General features: G+C 62.8%; 16 protein-coding genes. 6 read left to right on the top strand and 10 right to left on the bottom strand.

The annotated features are described in order from the left end of the window. Window positions 1-47: 47 nt before the first annotated feature. Complete coding sequence (locus tag E2583_RS18770) at window positions 48-1,388, top strand: MFS transporter (RefSeq protein WP_291597725.1); 1,341 nt, start codon at window positions 48-50, stop codon at window positions 1,386-1,388. A gap of 118 nt (window positions 1,389-1,506) precedes the next feature. Here E2583_RS18770 and E2583_RS18765 read toward each other — a convergent pair whose 3' ends face one another. Continuing rightward, window positions 1,507-2,505 carry a tripartite tricarboxylate transporter substrate binding protein gene (locus E2583_RS18765; RefSeq protein ID WP_291597724.1) on the bottom strand — a complete coding sequence of 333 codons (999 nt, stop codon included), beginning with the start codon at window positions 2,503-2,505 and terminating at the stop codon, window positions 1,507-1,509. Window positions 2,506-2,693: 188 nt separating this feature from the next. Between E2583_RS18765 and E2583_RS18760 the strand changes: the two genes are divergently transcribed. Further along, the gene (locus tag E2583_RS18760) at window positions 2,694-3,605 is read left to right on the top strand and encodes a LysR family transcriptional regulator (RefSeq protein WP_003055493.1); all 912 of its coding nucleotides are present in this window, start codon (window positions 2,694-2,696) and stop codon (window positions 3,603-3,605) included. 168 nt (window positions 3,606-3,773) lie between these two features. On the opposite strand, the gene E2583_RS18755 is transcribed toward E2583_RS18760, so the two are convergent. Beyond that, a complete protein-coding gene (locus E2583_RS18755; protein WP_291597723.1) occupies window positions 3,774-4,562 on the bottom strand; it encodes an IclR family transcriptional regulator C-terminal domain-containing protein in 789 nt (262 codons plus the stop codon). A gap of 178 nt (window positions 4,563-4,740) precedes the next feature. Here E2583_RS18755 and pobA point away from each other — a divergent pair, with 178 nt between their 5' ends. From pobA to E2583_RS18735, 4 genes are all read left to right on the top strand, one after another. Then, window positions 4,741-5,916 carry a 4-hydroxybenzoate 3-monooxygenase gene (gene pobA, locus E2583_RS18750; protein ID WP_291597722.1) on the top strand — a complete coding sequence of 392 codons (1,176 nt, stop codon included), beginning with the start codon at window positions 4,741-4,743 and terminating at the stop codon, window positions 5,914-5,916. 193 nt (window positions 5,917-6,109) lie between these two features. After that, window positions 6,110-6,889, top strand: a complete 780-nt coding sequence (locus tag E2583_RS18745) for a 2OG-Fe dioxygenase family protein (protein ID WP_291597721.1) — start codon at window positions 6,110-6,112, stop codon at window positions 6,887-6,889. A 186-nt stretch (window positions 6,890-7,075) separates the two neighbouring features. Continuing rightward, window positions 7,076-7,549, top strand: a complete 474-nt coding sequence (locus E2583_RS18740) for a hypothetical protein (protein WP_291597720.1) — start codon at window positions 7,076-7,078, stop codon at window positions 7,547-7,549. Between the two features lie 154 nt (window positions 7,550-7,703). After that, a complete protein-coding gene (locus E2583_RS18735; RefSeq protein ID WP_029158699.1) occupies window positions 7,704-8,141 on the top strand; it encodes a universal stress protein in 438 nt (145 codons plus the stop codon). Window positions 8,142-8,213: 72 nt separating this feature from the next. Here the strand turns inward: E2583_RS18735 and E2583_RS18730 are convergent, their stop codons facing one another. The 8 genes from E2583_RS18730 to E2583_RS18695 all read right to left on the bottom strand — a co-directional run. Further along, window positions 8,214-8,729 carry a bacteriohemerythrin gene (locus E2583_RS18730; protein ID WP_291597719.1) on the bottom strand — a complete coding sequence of 172 codons (516 nt, stop codon included), beginning with the start codon at window positions 8,727-8,729 and terminating at the stop codon, window positions 8,214-8,216. A gap of 139 nt (window positions 8,730-8,868) precedes the next feature. Then, window positions 8,869-9,852 (bottom strand): tripartite tricarboxylate transporter substrate binding protein, encoded by a 984-nt coding sequence (locus E2583_RS18725; RefSeq protein ID WP_291597718.1) that lies wholly within the window; start codon window positions 9,850-9,852, stop codon window positions 8,869-8,871. Window positions 9,853-10,358: 506 nt separating this feature from the next. Further along, on the bottom strand, window positions 10,359-11,114 hold the full coding sequence (locus E2583_RS18720; protein WP_291597717.1) for an SDR family NAD(P)-dependent oxidoreductase: 756 nt from the start codon (window positions 11,112-11,114) through the stop codon (window positions 10,359-10,361). 89 nt (window positions 11,115-11,203) lie between these two features. Next, window positions 11,204-11,917 (bottom strand): ABC transporter ATP-binding protein, encoded by a 714-nt coding sequence (locus tag E2583_RS18715; protein ID WP_291597716.1) that lies wholly within the window; start codon window positions 11,915-11,917, stop codon window positions 11,204-11,206. After that, on the bottom strand, window positions 11,917-12,684 hold the full coding sequence (gene livG / locus E2583_RS18710) for a high-affinity branched-chain amino acid ABC transporter ATP-binding protein LivG (RefSeq protein ID WP_291597714.1): 768 nt from the start codon (window positions 12,682-12,684) through the stop codon (window positions 11,917-11,919). The genes E2583_RS18715 and livG overlap by 1 nt, the downstream gene beginning before the upstream one ends. A gap of 55 nt (window positions 12,685-12,739) precedes the next feature. Next, window positions 12,740-13,978 (bottom strand): high-affinity branched-chain amino acid ABC transporter permease LivM, encoded by a 1,239-nt coding sequence (locus tag E2583_RS18705; protein WP_291597713.1) that lies wholly within the window; start codon window positions 13,976-13,978, stop codon window positions 12,740-12,742. Further along, window positions 13,978-14,901, bottom strand: coding sequence for a high-affinity branched-chain amino acid ABC transporter permease LivH (gene livH / locus E2583_RS18700; protein ID WP_291597712.1), 924 nt, complete (start codon window positions 14,899-14,901; stop codon window positions 13,978-13,980). The genes E2583_RS18705 and livH overlap by 1 nt, the downstream gene beginning before the upstream one ends. Window positions 14,902-14,998: 97 nt before the next feature. Further along, the coding region (locus E2583_RS18695) for an ABC transporter substrate-binding protein (RefSeq protein ID WP_291597711.1) at window positions 14,999-15,717 on the bottom strand (719 nt) is incomplete at its 5' end.

The following is a 15,717-nucleotide window of genomic DNA, read 5'->3' as shown; positions in this document are numbered from 1 at the left end:
GGAAAGCGTCCCCGGGACTGAAAAGTAAGACAAGGAGTTGTACCTTTATGACAAGCATGAACCCGTCCGTTGGTCTTACTCAGCAAGACTATGAGAATTCGGAAACCCTGGCGTATGCGGAGACTGACGAGGATGTGACCCCTGGCGAGATCGCGGTGGGCGTGATCATCGGGCGCTCTTCCGAGTACTTTGACTTCTTCGTGTTCGGTATCGCTTGCGTGCTGGTGTTTCCCTCGCTGCTGTTCCCCTATCTGTCCAAGCTCGACGGCACGCTGGCCGCGTTTGCGATCTTCTCGCTGGCCTTTGTGGCCCGTCCCGTGGGCACGGCATTGTCGATGGCCGTGCAGCGAGTCTGGGGGCGTGCCACCAAACTGACGCTGGCGCTGCTCCTGCTGGGCGTCTGCACGGTGGGCATGACTTTTTTGCCCAGCTATGAGACAGCCGGCATGAAGGCCGTCTGGGCGCTGGTGATCCTGCGCATCGGCCAGGGGCTGGCGCTGGGCGGCTCCTGGGATGGCCTGCCTTCGCTGCTGGCCATGTCGGCCCCTCAGAACAAGCGAGGCTGGTACTCGATGATTGGCCAACTGGGGGCCCCCCTGGGCTTCATCATCGCGGCCGCGCTGTTTGCCTATCTGTACTCCAGCCTGACGGCCGACGAGTTCATGAGCTACGGCTGGCGTTACCCCTTCTGCGTGGCCTTCGCCATCAACGTGGTGGCGCTGTTTGCCCGCCTGCGTCTGGTTGTGGGCCAGTCCTATACCCAGCTTCTGCAGGAGCGTGAGCTGGAGCCGATCAGCGTGAGCAGTCTGATGGCCAACGAAGGCCGCAATGTGATGATCGGTGCGTTCGCAGCGCTGGCCAGCTTTGCGCTGTTCCATCTGGTGACCGTGTTTCCGCTGTCCTGGATTTCCATGTACTCCGATCAATCCATGACCGAGGTGCTGGTGGTGCAGATCATCGGCGCGCTGCTGGCCGGCGCGGCCATCGTGCTCTCGGGCTGGCTGGCGGACCGCGTGGGGCGCCGCAACACTCTGGGAACCATGGCCTGCCTGATCGGCATCTTCAGCTTTCTGGCGCCCTGGCTGCTGGGCAGCGGCAGCACCGGCAACAATGTGTTCATCCTCGTGGGCTTTGTGCTGCTGGGCCTGTCCTACGGCCAGGCATCGGGCACGGTGACATCCAACTTCTCGTCGCGCTACCGCTACACCGGCGCGGCCCTGTCCACCGACATGGCCTGGCTCATCGGCGCGGCGTTCGCGCCGCTGGTGGCGCTGGGCGTCTCGGCCAAGTTCGGTCTGGTGGCTCTGGGCATCTATCTGCTCTCGGGTGCCTTGTGCACGCTGGCTGCGCTGGGCATCAACCGTGCCATCGAGGCGCGCGATCAGTAAACGCCCGTCTCGGTGTACCTGCCAAAGCCCGGTGCGCCACACCGGGCTTTTCCGCGGCGGTCGCAGGGCATGAAAAAACCGCCTGAAGGAGGCGGTTTTTCTATTGAGGGTGGGAGAATCAGTCCAGCGCCAGGCCGGCCTTCTTGATCACCTCGCCAAAGCGCTTGCTCTCGGAAGCCATGAAGGCCTTGAACTCTGCAGGTGTGGGGTTGAAGGACTCGTAGCCGAAGGCGGCGAACTTTTCCTTCACGTCCTGGCCGGTCAGCGCCTGGCGGACATCGGTGCGGATCTTCTCGATCACGGCCGCAGGTGTGCCGGGGCGCACGGCCAGTGCGTTCCAGCCGATGGCTGCAAAATCCTTGGGGCCACCCGACTCCGACACCGTGGGCACATTCTCGAAGCCGGCAATGCGGCTGGGCGCAGCCACCGCCAGGAAGCGCAGCTTGCCGCCGCGCACCAGTGGCCCAGCGGTTCCCAGGGAACCCAGGGCAAAGGTCAGCTCGCCGTTGGCCACGCCCTGGTACAGCTGGCTGGTTTCCTTGTAGATCACGTGCTCCATCTTGGTGCCGGTCTGGTTTTCCAACAGGGCGGAGCCCAGATGCACGGGGTTGCCGACGGACCAGGAGCCGTAGTTCAGCTTGCCGGGATGCGCCTTGGCATCGGCGATCAGGTCCCCAATGGTCTTGTAGGGGCTGTTGACGGGCACGCAGACGAAGAAGTAGTTGCGGAACAAGGGCATCAAGATGTCGAAGTCCTTGTTCAGGTCGTAGGGCAGCTTCTTGAACAGGTGGGGGTAGGCGGCGATGTGGACGTTGTCCAGCTGGATCATGTCCGTTCCGTCGGCCGCGCCGCGCTTGAATTCGTTGATCGCAATGAAGCCGTTGCCGCCGGGACGGTTTTCCACCACGACAGGCTGGCCCCAGGCGCGGCCCAGCTTGTCGGCCACGAGGCGCGAAATGCCATCGGGGCCGCCGCCCACGGGGAAGGGGTTGATGATGCGCGAAGACTTGGTGGGCCACTTGTCGCTCTGGGCGAACGAGGGGGCGGCCACGGCTGCGGCAATGGCGCCGAGTGCGAAGGCAGCTTGGCGACGGCTCATGGTGAGCTGATGGGTCATTTTGTCTCCCAGGAAGGATGTCGATGATGAATTGCGTGTGGACCACGCATTGTTGATATCGTCGGCTGTTATTTTTTGATATTCAGGCCCAGCTGCTTACATTGTGTCACCTGAGGCATAAACACCTAGGTCTAGCTGAGGCTAGCAGCTATAGCAAAATAGCATAGCTTGTTTTGAAAGGTGTGAGCATGAATCTGCAGCAGATAGAGACCTTTGTTCGGGTGGCCGAAGTGGGGAGCTTCAGCAAGGCTGCGGTACTGCTGGACACCGCCCAGCCAGCGCTGAGCCGCCAGGTGCGGGCGCTGGAGACCGAGTTGCGCGAGACCCTGCTGATACGCACCGGGCGCGGCGTCACTTTGACCGATGCGGGGCGCCGCCTGCTCGAGCATGGTCACGCCATCATGCAGCGCGTGGCCATGGCCAAGGAAGACCTGGGCAGCCAGCGCGACGAGCCTGTGGGGCGCATCACCGTCGGCCTGCCACCGAGCCTGGCTCGGCGCCTGACCCTGCCCCTGATCGACGGTTTCAGCCGCGAGATGCCCAAGGCCAGGCTGGCGGTGGTCGAGGGCTTTTCCATGAACATCTCGGAGTGGCTGACCTCGGGGCGCATGGACTTGGGTCTGGTCTATACGCCGGAGCCGCATCCACAGATCGAGGTCTCGCCCGTGCTCGAAGAGCGTCTGTGCCTGATCGGCCCGGCCAGCACGCTGGCAGGGCGCACCAGCATCCCCTTCGAGCATCTGGCCGAGTTCCCGCTGATCATGCCCCAGCACGGGCAGATTTTCCGCAAGCTGATGGAGGCCCAGGCCACGCTGTCCCAGGTCAAGCTCAATGTGGTCTGGGAAGTCTCCAGCGTGCCCGCCATTCTGGATCTGGTGCGCGGCGGCTACGGCTATGCGGCGCTGACCGATAGTGCCATGCACAGCCATGCCACGGATGCATCGCTGGTGGAGGTGCCCATCAAGTCGCCGCATATCGTCAGCACCCTGTGCCTGGTGCAGCCCGCCAAGAAGAAGTCCACGCCGCTGATGCGCCGCACGGCCGAGTTGCTGCGCCGACTCAGCATGCAGGTCTGTTCCGTGGAAAGCGGTCATATCTGAGATCGCAAACCGGCTTCAAGACCCGGCTGTACAGGGGGGCGCCGGGTGCGGGCTACAGACTCTGCGATGGATTGGTGGGCTGCTTGCGCCTGTCGAATAGAGCCTTCAGTGATCGCTAGATCTGAAATCAAGAGGATGCATGCGCAAGCGGCTCTGGTATTGATCCCATCAAAGCAGCGGACGCAAGGTTCTGGCTGCTTCCTGCAACAGCGGCAGTATTTCCCGCTGCATGGTCTGGGGGCTCATGCGTTTGGCCGATGTCACCACGTTCAGCGCTGCCACGGTGCGTCCTTGCATATTGCGCAGCGGCACGGCCACGGCCTGAATGGCCAGCTCATGTTCTTCGAGCGCCATGCAGTAGTCGAGTCGGCGCACTTCGCCGAGCAGCGTCTTCAATGCCGAACGATCAGATACCGTGTGCGCCGTCAGCTTGGGCAGGTCATAGGTATCCAGCCAGTCATCGAGTTCCGAGGCTGATAGCGAGGCCAGCAGCACCCGGCCGGTGGACGTGGCGTGCGCCGGCAGACGGGTGCCCAGATGCAGACCGTGGGCCATCAGGCGCTCGCCTTTTTCATGCACGGCGCTGCGCGCGACGATGACGACTTCTCGGCCTTCGCGTACCACGCAGGAGTACGACAGTCCGGTCTGCGCCGCCAGCCGGTGCAGCACAGGCTGCACGATGCGCGGCAGCCGCGCCGAGGCCAGATAGCTGCCCGACAGGCGCAGCACCTTGGGGGCCAGCCAGAAATAGCTGCCATCGGACTCCAGATAGCCGAGATAGGCCAGCGTGAGCAGATGGCGGCGGGCCGCCGCACGCGTGATGCCCGCGCGCTCGGCGGCCATGGTGGCATTCAGGCGCTGGCGCTCGGTGTCAAAGCTCTCCAGCACGGCCAGGCCCTTGGCCAGGCCGGCAATGAAGTCCGCGGGAGCGATGGAAGAGAGGCCGGGTTCAGTCATGGCCGGTTTCGTAGTGTGTTTTGCGCGATCATCGATCTCATTGTGCGATTATCGCGCAAACATCGATGCTCTCCTTTGTCTTGATGCAGCACAAAACTTAGTCTTGCTGCACAGCGCAAACGGCGTCGTCACGCGCGCCGATTGACAGGTTTTTGAGCCATAACAAGGAGTCATATTCATGCGTACACAAGTCGCCATCATCGGTGCCGGTCCCTCGGGTTTGTTGCTGGGGCAGTTGCTCTACAAGGCGGGCATCGACAACATCATCATCGAGCAGCGCAGCGCAGACTATGTGCTGGGCCGCATCCGCGCCGGCGTGCTGGAGCAGGTGACGGTGGATCTGCTCAAGCAGGCAGGTGCCGACAAGCGCATGAATGAGGAGGGGCTGCCCCACGATGGTATCGAGCTGCTGTTCAAGGGCCAGCGTCACCGCATCGACCTCAACGGCCTGACCGGCGGCAAGCGGGTGATGGTCTACGGCCAGACCGAAGTCACCCGCGACCTGATGGAAGTGCGCGCCCAGGAAGGGCTGACGACGGTCTATGAGGCCAGCCATGTGCAGCCCTTGGACTTCGAGGGCGACAAGCCCAGGGTGCGCTACGAAAAAGACGGCCAGGTGCACGAGATCGAATGCGACTTCATTGCCGGCTGCGACGGCTTTCACGGCATCTGCCGCGCCAGTGCGCCCCAGGAGAAGATCAAGACCTTCGAGAAGGTCTATCCGTTTGGCTGGCTGGGCCTGCTCTCCGATACGCCGCCCGTGTCGCACGAGTTGATCTACGCCAACACCGAGCGCGGCTTTGCCCTGTGCAGTCAGCGCAGTGCCACGCGCAGCCGCTACTATCTGCAGGTGCCCCTGACCGACAAGGTCGAGGACTGGAGTGACGAGGCATTCTGGGAGGAACTCAAGAAGCGCCTGGACCCCGAAGCGCGCGCCAATCTGGTGACAGGGCCGTCGCTGGAAAAAAGCATTGCCCCGCTGCGCAGTTTCGTGACCGAGCCCATGCGCTTCGGCCGCATGTTCCTGGCCGGCGACGCCGCACACATCGTTCCACCCACCGGTGCCAAGGGCCTGAACCTGGCGGCGTCCGACGTGGGCTATCTGTCGCAGGCTTTTGTCGAGTACTACAAAGAGCAGTCCGAAGCCGGTATCGACCGCTACTCCGAGCAGTGCCTGCGCCGCATCTGGAAGGCCGAGCGCTTCTCCTGGTGGATGACCTCCATGCTGCACAACTTCCCTGGCGAGGGCGAGTTCAACACCAAGGTGCAGGAGGCAGAGCTGGACTACATCGTCCACTCCAAGGCCGGCTCCACCTCGCTGGCCGAGAACTATGTGGGCCTGCCCTTGTTGTGAGTCCGAGACCGCCGGCTTTCGTCACGGAAGTGACGAAGGACGGCACCGGCTCCACCACCTTGCCCTCTGCCTGCATTGCAGCCTGCGATGCAGGCTTTTTTCATCCATGCAATTTGGTTGATGCTGCCTTGCGTAAATTTTGATGCCGAGGGTCAGGTCGCAACGGTCTGCGAGGAGTAAGCTTGCCGACCTTATGGCGCACATCATGTTTTCCCCTCCCTATATTGCCGCTGCCGAGGCAGCCCGGTCTCTGCGCGCGCGCGGCTATGCCGTGCTGCAGCCCGAGGACTTTGCCCAGTGGATGGGCCTGAGCGTGAGCGATCTGCACGCCATGGATGCGGATTGGCAGGGCCTGCCGCCCGACGCTTTCCTCAAGGATGGCGGACGCTATCGACGCCGTCGCCATTCCTGCTTTGTCAGCGAAGGCGATCAGGTGCGGCAGGTGCCCCACCGCGCCCACTGGCAGCCCGTGGAGTACAACGCGCTGCATGGGGGCATGCAGCGCATGTTCGAGCCCATGCTGGACCGCACGACGACGAGTGCGGCCTGGCTGGAGATGATCAATGCGCTGGGCCAGCTGGCCGATCAGGTGTTCTGCACCGACGAGCGGCACGAACGCTGGTTTGTCGAGGCGCACCAGTTCCGCATCGACACCACGGACGGTATCGGCCGTCCCACACCTGAAGGCGCGCATCGCGACGGCGTCGATCTGGTCGCGGTGGTGCTGGTGGGGCGCAAGGGCGTCAAAGGGGGTGAGACCCGCGTGTTTGAAGCGAGCGGCCCCAACGGCCAGCGATTCACGTTGACCGAACCCTGGTCCGTGATGCTGCTCGACGATGCACGCATGATTCATGAGACCACGCCGATTCAACCCGCTGAGCCCGGTGGCGTGCGTGACACGCTGGTGCTCACGTACAGGCGCGGCAACTTCCAGGGGGCCGAACTTCAGGAGCAGGCGGGGCAGTCCTTCTGAGGGCTCGGGCCGCCCGGCTCGAAAGATTTGGGTAAAACTGTAAGCTTTTCAGCGCATCAAAACGACGCCCCCTGCGCTGCATGATGCGGGCTCGTCGCGACGAAGTGTTCACAACGCCGCGTAAGCCCGCATCCAGGAAGCCAGATCGACTGGCCCACACCACGCCCTGCAGGCGTGGTTTTTCATATGAATCGCTTCTACGCCCATTGCATTGCCGTGCTGACCACGCTTGTCACGATCTCAGCTTGTCAGCCCCCCGAAGATCGCCCAGCGCAGGCGGCCCATCTCAAGGAACCCACGATTTATTTCCGCAACGGACTGGAGATAGCCCTTGGCGGTATCTCGGTGCCGGTTCGCGGCGTTCAGCAATGCCCCTATGCGCTGGCAGCGCCTGCCGGAACCGTGGTCGAGATGAATGACGCCAAGTGCATTCGGCTGTCAGACGATACCGAGCAGATCGTCGTGATGCTCGAAATGCCCGAGGGCGTCGTCCAGGAAGCATGGACCGTGCGCCGCGATGCGCCCAGCAAGCTGCATGAGCCCGCCTTCAAGAACGTCTCCCTGCTGCGGCCCGACGGCACGCGCATCACCCTCACCGACAAGTCCGACCGGCTGCTGGACAAATGCTACGAGTACCAGGCTGCGCACGTCTGCATCTGAGGCCCATGGCCTGTTGTGAACTTTAGGGTTGATTCATGTCAACACGCTGAGGCATGATGAAGGCAGACTGAATGCTGTTCGAAGCGCGGCATCTGCCTGGGCCCCTGGCCTGAAGCCCTTGTCGCCTGCAACCTGAAAGGAGAAATACATGTCCATGTTCAATCACATCCTGGTTCCCGTCGATGGCTCCAAGCCTTCCATGCTGGCAGCACGCAAGGCCGCCGAGCTCTCCAAGGTCTTTGGCAGCGCCGTGACGGCAGTGTATGTGGTCGATCCCTATCCTTTCACCGGTGTCGGCGCCGACTTTGCCTACGGACAGTCGCAGTATCTGAGCGCGGCCACGGCCGAGGCCAACACCGCACTGGATGCGGTCAAGGCCATCATGGACGAGGCCGGAGTTCCCGTGAAGACCCTGGTGGGCGAGGGCCATGCCGTGCATGAAGGCATTGTGCGCACCATGGAAAGCGTGGGAGCCGATCTGGTCGTCATGGGCTCCCAGGGGCGGCGCGGCCTTGAGAAGCTGATGCTGGGCAGCGTCACGCAGCGTGTGCTTGGAGCGGTGCGCGTGCCAGTGCTGGTCGTGCGCGAGTGAGCGCTGCGCGGCGGTCCACGAAGCAGCGGCTCCCGGTGGGAGCCGTTTTTGTGGACCTGAAAGGAAGCTCTCTCAGCGATTGAGAAGGCGGGACAGCCAGCCTTTTTTCTTGCGCTGCAATTCCAGCTCCTGCAGCACTTCCGTTTTGAGCCGTTCCTTTTCTGCCGCGTGCCCGTTTTCTTTGGACATCATGCGTATATAGACCTTGGCTGAATCCACATAGCCATGGTCTTCGTTGCGGATGTGGTTGAACAGCCAGCGCGAGAGCATGCCGTGCAATTCGGCGGCCACATCCTCACCCGCCTCGAAGCGGGTCTGCATCTCGATCACGCGGCGCGTGAACAGCTCATGGACCTTTTTGTGCGGCCCGGCGAACATGTAGCCAGCGCTCTCGATCAGGCTTTCCTCGAAGACGAAATGCGAGACGGTGTAGTCGATCATCTCGCCGATCACATCGCCCAGGCCCTCTCGGTCGGGCGAACTTCGCAGCTCGTAGAGCCGGTTGATGTAGTCGACGATGCGGCGGTGCTGCCGGTCGATTTCCGCAATCCCGGTGTCCAGCTCAGGGACCCAGACCAGCAATGCCATTGTGTTCTCCAGAAATTTGAGGATTTCCGGAGAAGTATTCACGAGCTTGTCAAAGGGTGCATTGATGTGGATCAGTCCTGTCCATCGCCGGGCGTTGTAGGGGCGCGTGCCGGAACTCGCGCTCCGGCGCGCTTTGGCGTCACTCGATCTTGGCGCCCGAGGACTCGACGACTTGCTTGGACTGCTTGAAGTCGGTCTGGAACATCTTGTCGAAGTGGGCCACGCTCATTGATTGGGGCTCGGCGCCCTGGGTCAGAATGGCCTCGCGCACTTCGGGCATGGCCAACAGCCTGTTCACTTCCAGATTGACCTTGGCGACGATGGACGAGGGCGTTCCCTTGGGCATGAACAGGCCGTACCAGGTGCTGACATCAAAGCCTTTGAGGCCCGATTCGGCCAGCGTGGGCGTGTCCGGCAAAGAGCTCGAACGTTTGGCCGAGGTCACGGCAATCGCGCGCAGCTTGCCGGACTTGATCTGGGCGATGGCCGATGGCACGGAAGACACCAGCAGATCCACATTGCCGGCCAGTGCATCCATCATCGCGGGATTGGAACCCTTGTAGGGCACATGCGTGAGCTGTATTCCCGCGGCTTTTTCCAGCATGACGCCAGCCAGATGAATGCTGGTGCCGTTGCCTGGTGAGCCGTAGGTGATCCTGGCCGGGTTTTTCTTGGCCGCTGCCACCACGTCGGCCAGGCTCTTGTAGGGCGAGCTGGCGGCCGTGGCGATCACGATCGGCGTGTAGGCCACATGGGCCACAGGGCTCAGGTCCTTGCTGGGATTCCAGGGCAGGCTCTTGTAGAGGTAGGGGCCGAGGACCACATTGTCCTTCTGGCCCATCACCATGTCGTAGCCGGTGGGCGCGGCCTTCACGGCTTCCGTGATGCCGATGGTGCCACCCGCGCCCGCACGGTTGTCGGGCACCACGGTCCATTTGCTGACCTCGGTGAGCTTGTTGGCAATCACGCGCGAGAGGATGTCGGTGCCGCCGCCGGGCGGGAAAGGCACGATCATGCGCACGGGCTTGTTGGGGTAATCGGCCGCAGGGTCTTGTGCAGCGGCAGAAAAGCTCAGGCCCGCGCTTGCGATCACGGCTGTGCTGATGAGGATTGGGCGAAACATGAAAAAGAAACTCCAGAGACGAACGGGGGAGCGCAGGCCCGCAAAAGGGGGCGACGCAGTCGCTGCTGGAACCTGAGTCTTGAACTCAGAGGCCAGAGTCACGGAAGGTGGGCTTTTCGATGATCGGGGACGGTGGTTCCGCCATCAATGGGTATTTGTCTTTACCGGGGGCGCGAGCCATGCTGTACGGACATGATCGCCATCCGCACGCGCTGCTCGGCAGGGTTGCTGCCGTTGCTAGCACGGAGGCAGCGTACCGATCGGGTGTTGCTGCCGATGTGGCCCACGGGCGCGGATTGCGGTTCTGCGCACTGCCTCGGGGCGGTTGCAGAACAGATCGGACATTCTGCCATGCATGCGGGACTTGCGAGGGCTGGGGGCGCGAATAGGGGGGGACTGCTCCCCGGTTTCTGTCTTGTTTGCCGGCGTCTGCCGAATAGCGGCAGGCGCCGACGGATAAAGCATCTGCCGCGGTGCGGGAGCAGCGTCGTGCTTCGGGCGCAGGCTCAGGCCTGACGTACGTCGGCAATCACTTGGTCGCCGAAATCGGGGCGCTCCAGCCAGGCCAGCACGCGGGATGCAGCCTCGTCGGCCGAGGTCAGCTGGCCATTGCTGTGCAGACTGGCAAAACGGCCTACATCCGGGAAATCGGCCGGGGCCGCGCTGCGCAGCTGCACCTGCATATCGGTGTCGATGACGCCGGGGGCCAGCGACACAATGCGTGCGCCGTCGGGCTTGGCCGCTTCCTCCAGCGCTACGCAGCTGCTGAACTGGTCCATACCGGCCTTGGCGGTGCAGTAGCTCGCTTGCGAAGCCATGGCGCGGCGGCCCAGGCCCGAGGAAATATTGAGCACCTTGCGGGGAATTTTCCAGTTTTCGGTCGCGCCGAGGAAGGCCCCGGTCAGGGCCATGGGGGCTTCAAGACCTACGCGCAGGGCATGGATCATATCGGTGGCGGGCACTTGGGACAGTGGCGCAATCTGCGGGATGACGCCGGCATTGTTGATCAGGGTGATGCCGGCCCATGCGCCGGGGTCCAGCGTTTCCAGCCAGGTCGTGAGGCGTTGCGCAGCCGCAGCGCTCTGCGCCAGGTCCTGCTCCCATTGCAGCAGTTGCCCGGGATGGCTGGCGCTGGAGGCGAGGGCCGTACTGGTCTTGCGGGCAATGCTCAGCAACTGGTGGCCCTGCTGCAGCAGCCGCTGTCCCATGGACAGGCCCATGCCACGGGAGCCGCCTGTCAGAATCGTCAAATGCTTGGTCATGCCGGCATCTTAAGGTCGATTGCCGGCCCCCAAGATCAAGCCCCGCAAGACTTGCGTCCTGCGGGGCCCGATGCCGGCCGCGTATGCGGTCAATGTCCCAGATAGGCCTTGCGCACCGCGTCGTTGCTCAGCAGATTGGCGCCGCTGTCCTCCAGCACCACCTTGCCCGTTTCCAGCACGTAGCCGCGGTCGGCGATCTGCAGGGCGCGGTTGGCGTTCTGCTCGACCAGGAACACCGTCACACCCGCAGCGCGGATGGTCTGGATGATCTCGAAGATCTGCGCAATGATGAGCGGTGCCAGCCCCAGCGTGGGCTCGTCGAGCAGCAACAGACGCGGCTTGCTCATCAGCGCGCGGCCGATGGCCAGCATCTGCTGCTCACCGCCCGACATGGTGCCCGAGCGCTGCGTCGCTCGCTCCTTGAGGCGCGGGAAGAGCTTGAACACATGCTCGATGCCGTCGGCAATCTCGGCCTTGTTCAGGAAAAATCCGCCCATCTGCAGATTCTCGGTCACCGTCAGGTCCTTGAAGACGCGACGGCCTTCGGGCGAGATGGCGATGCCGCGGCGCATGATGTGGTGGGTGGACATCTGGGTGATGTCCTCGCCCTCGAACACTATGCGTCCGCCGCTGGCCCGCGGATTGCCGCACACCGTCATCAGCAGCGACGTCTTGCCTGCGCCATTGCTGCCGATCAGGGTGACGATCTCGCCCTGATCGACATGCAGGCTGGCGTGATCGACTGCGCAGATCGCGCCGTAGTGGGTGGAGACCTGCTCCAGTTGCAACATATGCTGGCTCATCAGGCCTCTCCCAGATAGGCCTTGATGACCCGTTCATCATTGCGAATCGCCTCGGGCAGGCCCATGGCGATGGGCTTGCCGTATTCCATGACCAGAATGCGCTCGGACACGCCCATGACCAAGCCCATATCGTGCTCGATCAGCAGCACGGCGACGCCGTACTGCTTGCGCAGCTGGTCGATCAGGTGCTGCAGGTCCTTCTTCTCCTGAGGATTCAGGCCGGCGGCCGGTTCGTCCAGCATCAGCACGCGCGGCTTGGTGATCATGCAGCGGGCGATCTCGAGGCGGCGCTGGTGACCGTAGGCCAGATTGCCAGCTTCACGGTTGGCGAACTGGCGCAGGCCCATCACGTCCAGCCACTGAAGTGCATTGTCGATCTTTTCCTGTTCGGCACGGCGATAGCCGGGCGTGTTGAAAAGACCGCCGAGCAAGGTGGCACGCGACTGCCGGTGCTGGGCGACGAGCAGGTTTTCCAGTGCCGTCATGCTCTTGAACAGGCGGACGTTCTGAAAGGTGCGCACCACGCCGTGGTTGGCGACATGATGGCTGCTCTGGCCTGCGATGCTCTTGCCATCCAGCATGACGCTGCCACCCGAAGGCTGGTAGAAACCGCTGATGCAATTGAACACCGTGGTCTTGCCTGCGCCGTTGGGGCCGATGATGGCAAACACTTCCTGAGGGCGTACGTTGAAGCCCACGTTGTCCACGGCCAGCAGGCCGCCGAAGCGCATGCACAGGTCTTTGACTTCTAGCAAATACTCGCTCATGCGATTGCCCTGCGTGTGGTTGTAGTTATTGAAATGATGGCGTTCAGGTGCGGTGTCATGGCTTTACCTCCACCTGGTGCCGCTTCATGGGCAGCAGGCCCTGGGGGCGCCAGATCATCATCAGTATCATGACCAGGCCGAAGATCAGCATGCGGTACTCGGAGAACTCGCGCGCCACCTCGGGCAACACGGTCAGGATGATGGCCGCGACGATCACGCCGAGCTGGGAGCCCATGCCGCCCAGCACCACGATGGCGAGGATCAGGGCCGACTCGATGAAGGTGAAGGACTCTGGGTTGACAATGCCCTGGCGTGCCGCAAAGAAGGCTCCGCCGAAACCGGCGAACATGGCGCCCAGCGTGAAGGCCGAGAGCTTGATCTTCATCGGGTTCAGTCCCAGGGAGCGGCAGGCGATCTCGTCTTCGCGCAGCGCTTCCCAGGCGCGGCCAATGGGCATGCGGATCAGGCGGTTGCTGATGAACAGCGTCACCATGGCCAAGAGCAGAGCCATCAGATACAGCGCGATCACCATGTGCATGGAGTTGAACTCCATGCCGAAGAACTGGTGAAACGTCGTGCCGTCCTCGGTCAGCGGCGTGCGTGTCATGGGCAGGCCCAGCACGGTGGGCTTGGGGATGCTGGAGATACCATCGGGGCCGCCGGTGATGCTGGTCAGGTTGACCAGCAGCAGGCGGATGATTTCGCCAAAGCCCAGCGTCACGATGGCCAGATAGTCCCCGCGCAGGCGCAGCACGGGAAATCCCAGCACGAAGCCGAACAGCGCAGAGGCTGCACCCGCCAGCGGCAGTGCTTCCCAGAACGTCCAGCCGGCCCAGTGGAACAGCAGCGCGTAGGTGTAGGCACCCACGGCGTAGAAGCCCACAAAGCCCAGGTCCAGCAGGCCGGCAAAGCCGACCACCACGTTCAGGCCCAGGCCCAGCATGACGTAAATCATGGCCAGAGTTGCAATATCGACGGCATTGCGCCCCGCGAAGAAAGGCCAGGACGCGGCCATCATCAGCACCACGAAGATGACGACATTGCGGGTCCCCGACTTCATCTGTGGCAAGGCCGGCAGGCTGAGGCTGGGCAGCTTGCCGGCGAGCAGGGGCTTGAGCATCTGCACGACGAAGATGGCCAGACAGGCCCAGCCGGTCATGCTCCAGTCAGGGGTGATGATGGTGCGCACGCCGGCGCGCTCCAGGTGCAGGCTGAAGATGGGAGTGACGACGATGGCCGTCATCACGGTGGCGATCAGCGCATCGCGCAAAGCGGCAGAAAAGCTGTACTTCATCAGACTTTCTCCACTTCAGGTTTACCCAGCAGGCCCGAGGGGCGGAACATCAGGATGGTCACCAGCAGGCCGAAGGCCACGATGTCCTTGTATTCCGAGGAGATGTAGGCGGCGGCAAAGGTCTCGGCCACGCCCAGAATCACACCGCCCAGCATGGCACCGGGGATGGATCCGATGCCGCCCAGCACGGCCGCCGTGAAAGCCTTGATGCCGGCCAGAAAACCGATGAAGGGATTGAGCTTGCCCACGGCCAGCGCAATCAGCACGCCGCCTACGGCGGCCAGTACGGCACCCAGCACAAAGGTGAAGGAGATCACCTTGTTGGTGTCAATGCCCAGCAGGTTGGCCATGTGCATGTCCTGTGCGCAGGCACGCGAGGCCCGGCCCATGCGCGAATGCTTGATGTACATGGTCAGCGCGATCATCAGCACCACGGTCACCGCAATGATGAGCACGCGGGTATAGGGGATGAAGACCTCGAAATCGCCCATGTGGAAGTTGATGGCACCGGGCAGCAGCGAAGGCACGGCCATGTCGCGCGCTCCCTGGCCCAGGGCCACCCAGTTCTGCAGGAAGATGGACATGCCGATGGCCGAGATCAGCGCCACCAGGCGCGGGCTCTGGCGTACAGGCTTGTAGGCCACCTGTTCGACCACCAGGCCGTAGACGCCGGTGACGAAGACGGCGACCACCAGCATCAGGCCGATGATGGCCCAGACCGGCAGGCCGCTTTGCGTGCCTATGGCAGAAAGCGTGACCAGGCCGATATAGGCCCCGATCATGTAGATGTCTCCGTGAGCGAAATTGATCATGCCGATGATGCCGTAGACCATGGTGTAGCCAATGGCGATCAGGGCGTAAATGGCTCCGAGTGAGAGCCCGTTGAATAGCTGTTGTATCAGCTGGGGGAAAATGTCTGACATGTAACGCCACCCTTGAAACAGGAAAAGGCCCGAGGGCCAGATAGCAAATATCCGGAGGCATGGCCCCTGCCATTACCCCCGGAAGAAGGTGGTGGAATTACTTGGCGAGCGACTTGCTGCCGTCCTTGTGCCACTGGAAGACCTGGAAGTCGAAGGAGTTCAGGTCACCCTGCTTGTTCCAGGAGACGGGACCCAGCACGGTGTCCACGCCGCTGGTCTTGTGCATCCAGTCTGCCACCTTGGCGGGGCTGTCGCCTGCGGCCTTGATGGCGGCCAGGAGGGACTGGGTCGCGGCGAACGAGGTCAGCTGGAACGCGCCCGATGCATTGCGCTTCTTGTCCTGGAAGGCCTTGACCACGGCGGCGTTCTTGGGGTTGGCGGCAAAGTCTGCGGGCAGCGTCACCAGCATGCCTTCGACGGCAGGGCCGGCGATGGCATTGACTTCGGGGTTGCCCACGCCTTCGGGACCCATCATCTTGACCTTCAGGCCCTGCTCGGCAGCCTGGCGCAGCAGCAGACCCATTTCGGGGTGGTAGCCGCCGTAGTAGACAAAGTCCACGCCAGCGCCCTTGAGCTTGGTGATGACGGCGGAGTAGTCGCTGTCGCCGGCATTGATGCCCTCGAACAGGGCCACGTCGATCTTGGCCTTCTTCAGGTCGTCGCGCACCGAGGAAGCAATGCCCTGTCCGTAGGACTGCTTGTCGTGCAGCACGGCAACTTTCTTGGGCTTGAGCTTCTCGGCAATGAACTTGGCGGCTGCGGGGCCCTGCTGGTCATCACGGCCGATGGTGCGGAAGATGAAGTGGTAGTTCTTGC

The organism is Comamonas sp. (assembly GCF_009360615.1).
GTDB lineage: Bacteria > Pseudomonadota > Gammaproteobacteria > Burkholderiales > Burkholderiaceae_C > Comamonas.
This window is presented reverse-complemented; position numbering and strand designations above follow the sequence as displayed.

What these genes read in the sequence shown, in the direction of transcription:
- E2583_RS18770 (WP_291597725.1), top strand. Translation starts at nt 48, where the DNA reads ATGACAAGCATGAACCCGTCCGTTGGTCTTACTCAGCAAGACTATGAG.
- E2583_RS18765 (WP_291597724.1), bottom strand. Translation starts at nt 2,505, where the DNA reads ATGACCCATCAGCTCACCATGAGCCGTCGCCAAGCTGCCTTCGCACTC.
- E2583_RS18760 (WP_003055493.1), top strand. Translation starts at nt 2,694, where the DNA reads ATGAATCTGCAGCAGATAGAGACCTTTGTTCGGGTGGCCGAAGTGGGG.
- E2583_RS18755 (WP_291597723.1), bottom strand. Translation starts at nt 4,562, where the DNA reads ATGACTGAACCCGGCCTCTCTTCCATCGCTCCCGCGGACTTCATTGCC.
- pobA (WP_291597722.1), top strand. Translation starts at nt 4,741, where the DNA reads ATGCGTACACAAGTCGCCATCATCGGTGCCGGTCCCTCGGGTTTGTTG.
- E2583_RS18745 (WP_291597721.1), top strand. Translation starts at nt 6,110, where the DNA reads ATGGCGCACATCATGTTTTCCCCTCCCTATATTGCCGCTGCCGAGGCA.
- E2583_RS18740 (WP_291597720.1), top strand. Translation starts at nt 7,076, where the DNA reads ATGAATCGCTTCTACGCCCATTGCATTGCCGTGCTGACCACGCTTGTC.
- E2583_RS18735 (WP_029158699.1), top strand. Translation starts at nt 7,704, where the DNA reads ATGTTCAATCACATCCTGGTTCCCGTCGATGGCTCCAAGCCTTCCATG.
- E2583_RS18730 (WP_291597719.1), bottom strand. Translation starts at nt 8,729, where the DNA reads ATGGCATTGCTGGTCTGGGTCCCTGAGCTGGACACCGGGATTGCGGAA.
- E2583_RS18725 (WP_291597718.1), bottom strand. Translation starts at nt 9,852, where the DNA reads ATGTTTCGCCCAATCCTCATCAGCACAGCCGTGATCGCAAGCGCGGGC.
- E2583_RS18720 (WP_291597717.1), bottom strand. Translation starts at nt 11,114, where the DNA reads ATGACCAAGCATTTGACGATTCTGACAGGCGGCTCCCGTGGCATGGGC.
- E2583_RS18715 (WP_291597716.1), bottom strand. Translation starts at nt 11,917, where the DNA reads ATGAGCCAGCATATGTTGCAACTGGAGCAGGTCTCCACCCACTACGGC.
- livG (WP_291597714.1), bottom strand. Translation starts at nt 12,684, where the DNA reads ATGAGCGAGTATTTGCTAGAAGTCAAAGACCTGTGCATGCGCTTCGGC.
- E2583_RS18705 (WP_291597713.1), bottom strand. Translation starts at nt 13,978, where the DNA reads ATGAAGTACAGCTTTTCTGCCGCTTTGCGCGATGCGCTGATCGCCACC.
- livH (WP_291597712.1), bottom strand. Translation starts at nt 14,901, where the DNA reads ATGTCAGACATTTTCCCCCAGCTGATACAACAGCTATTCAACGGGCTC.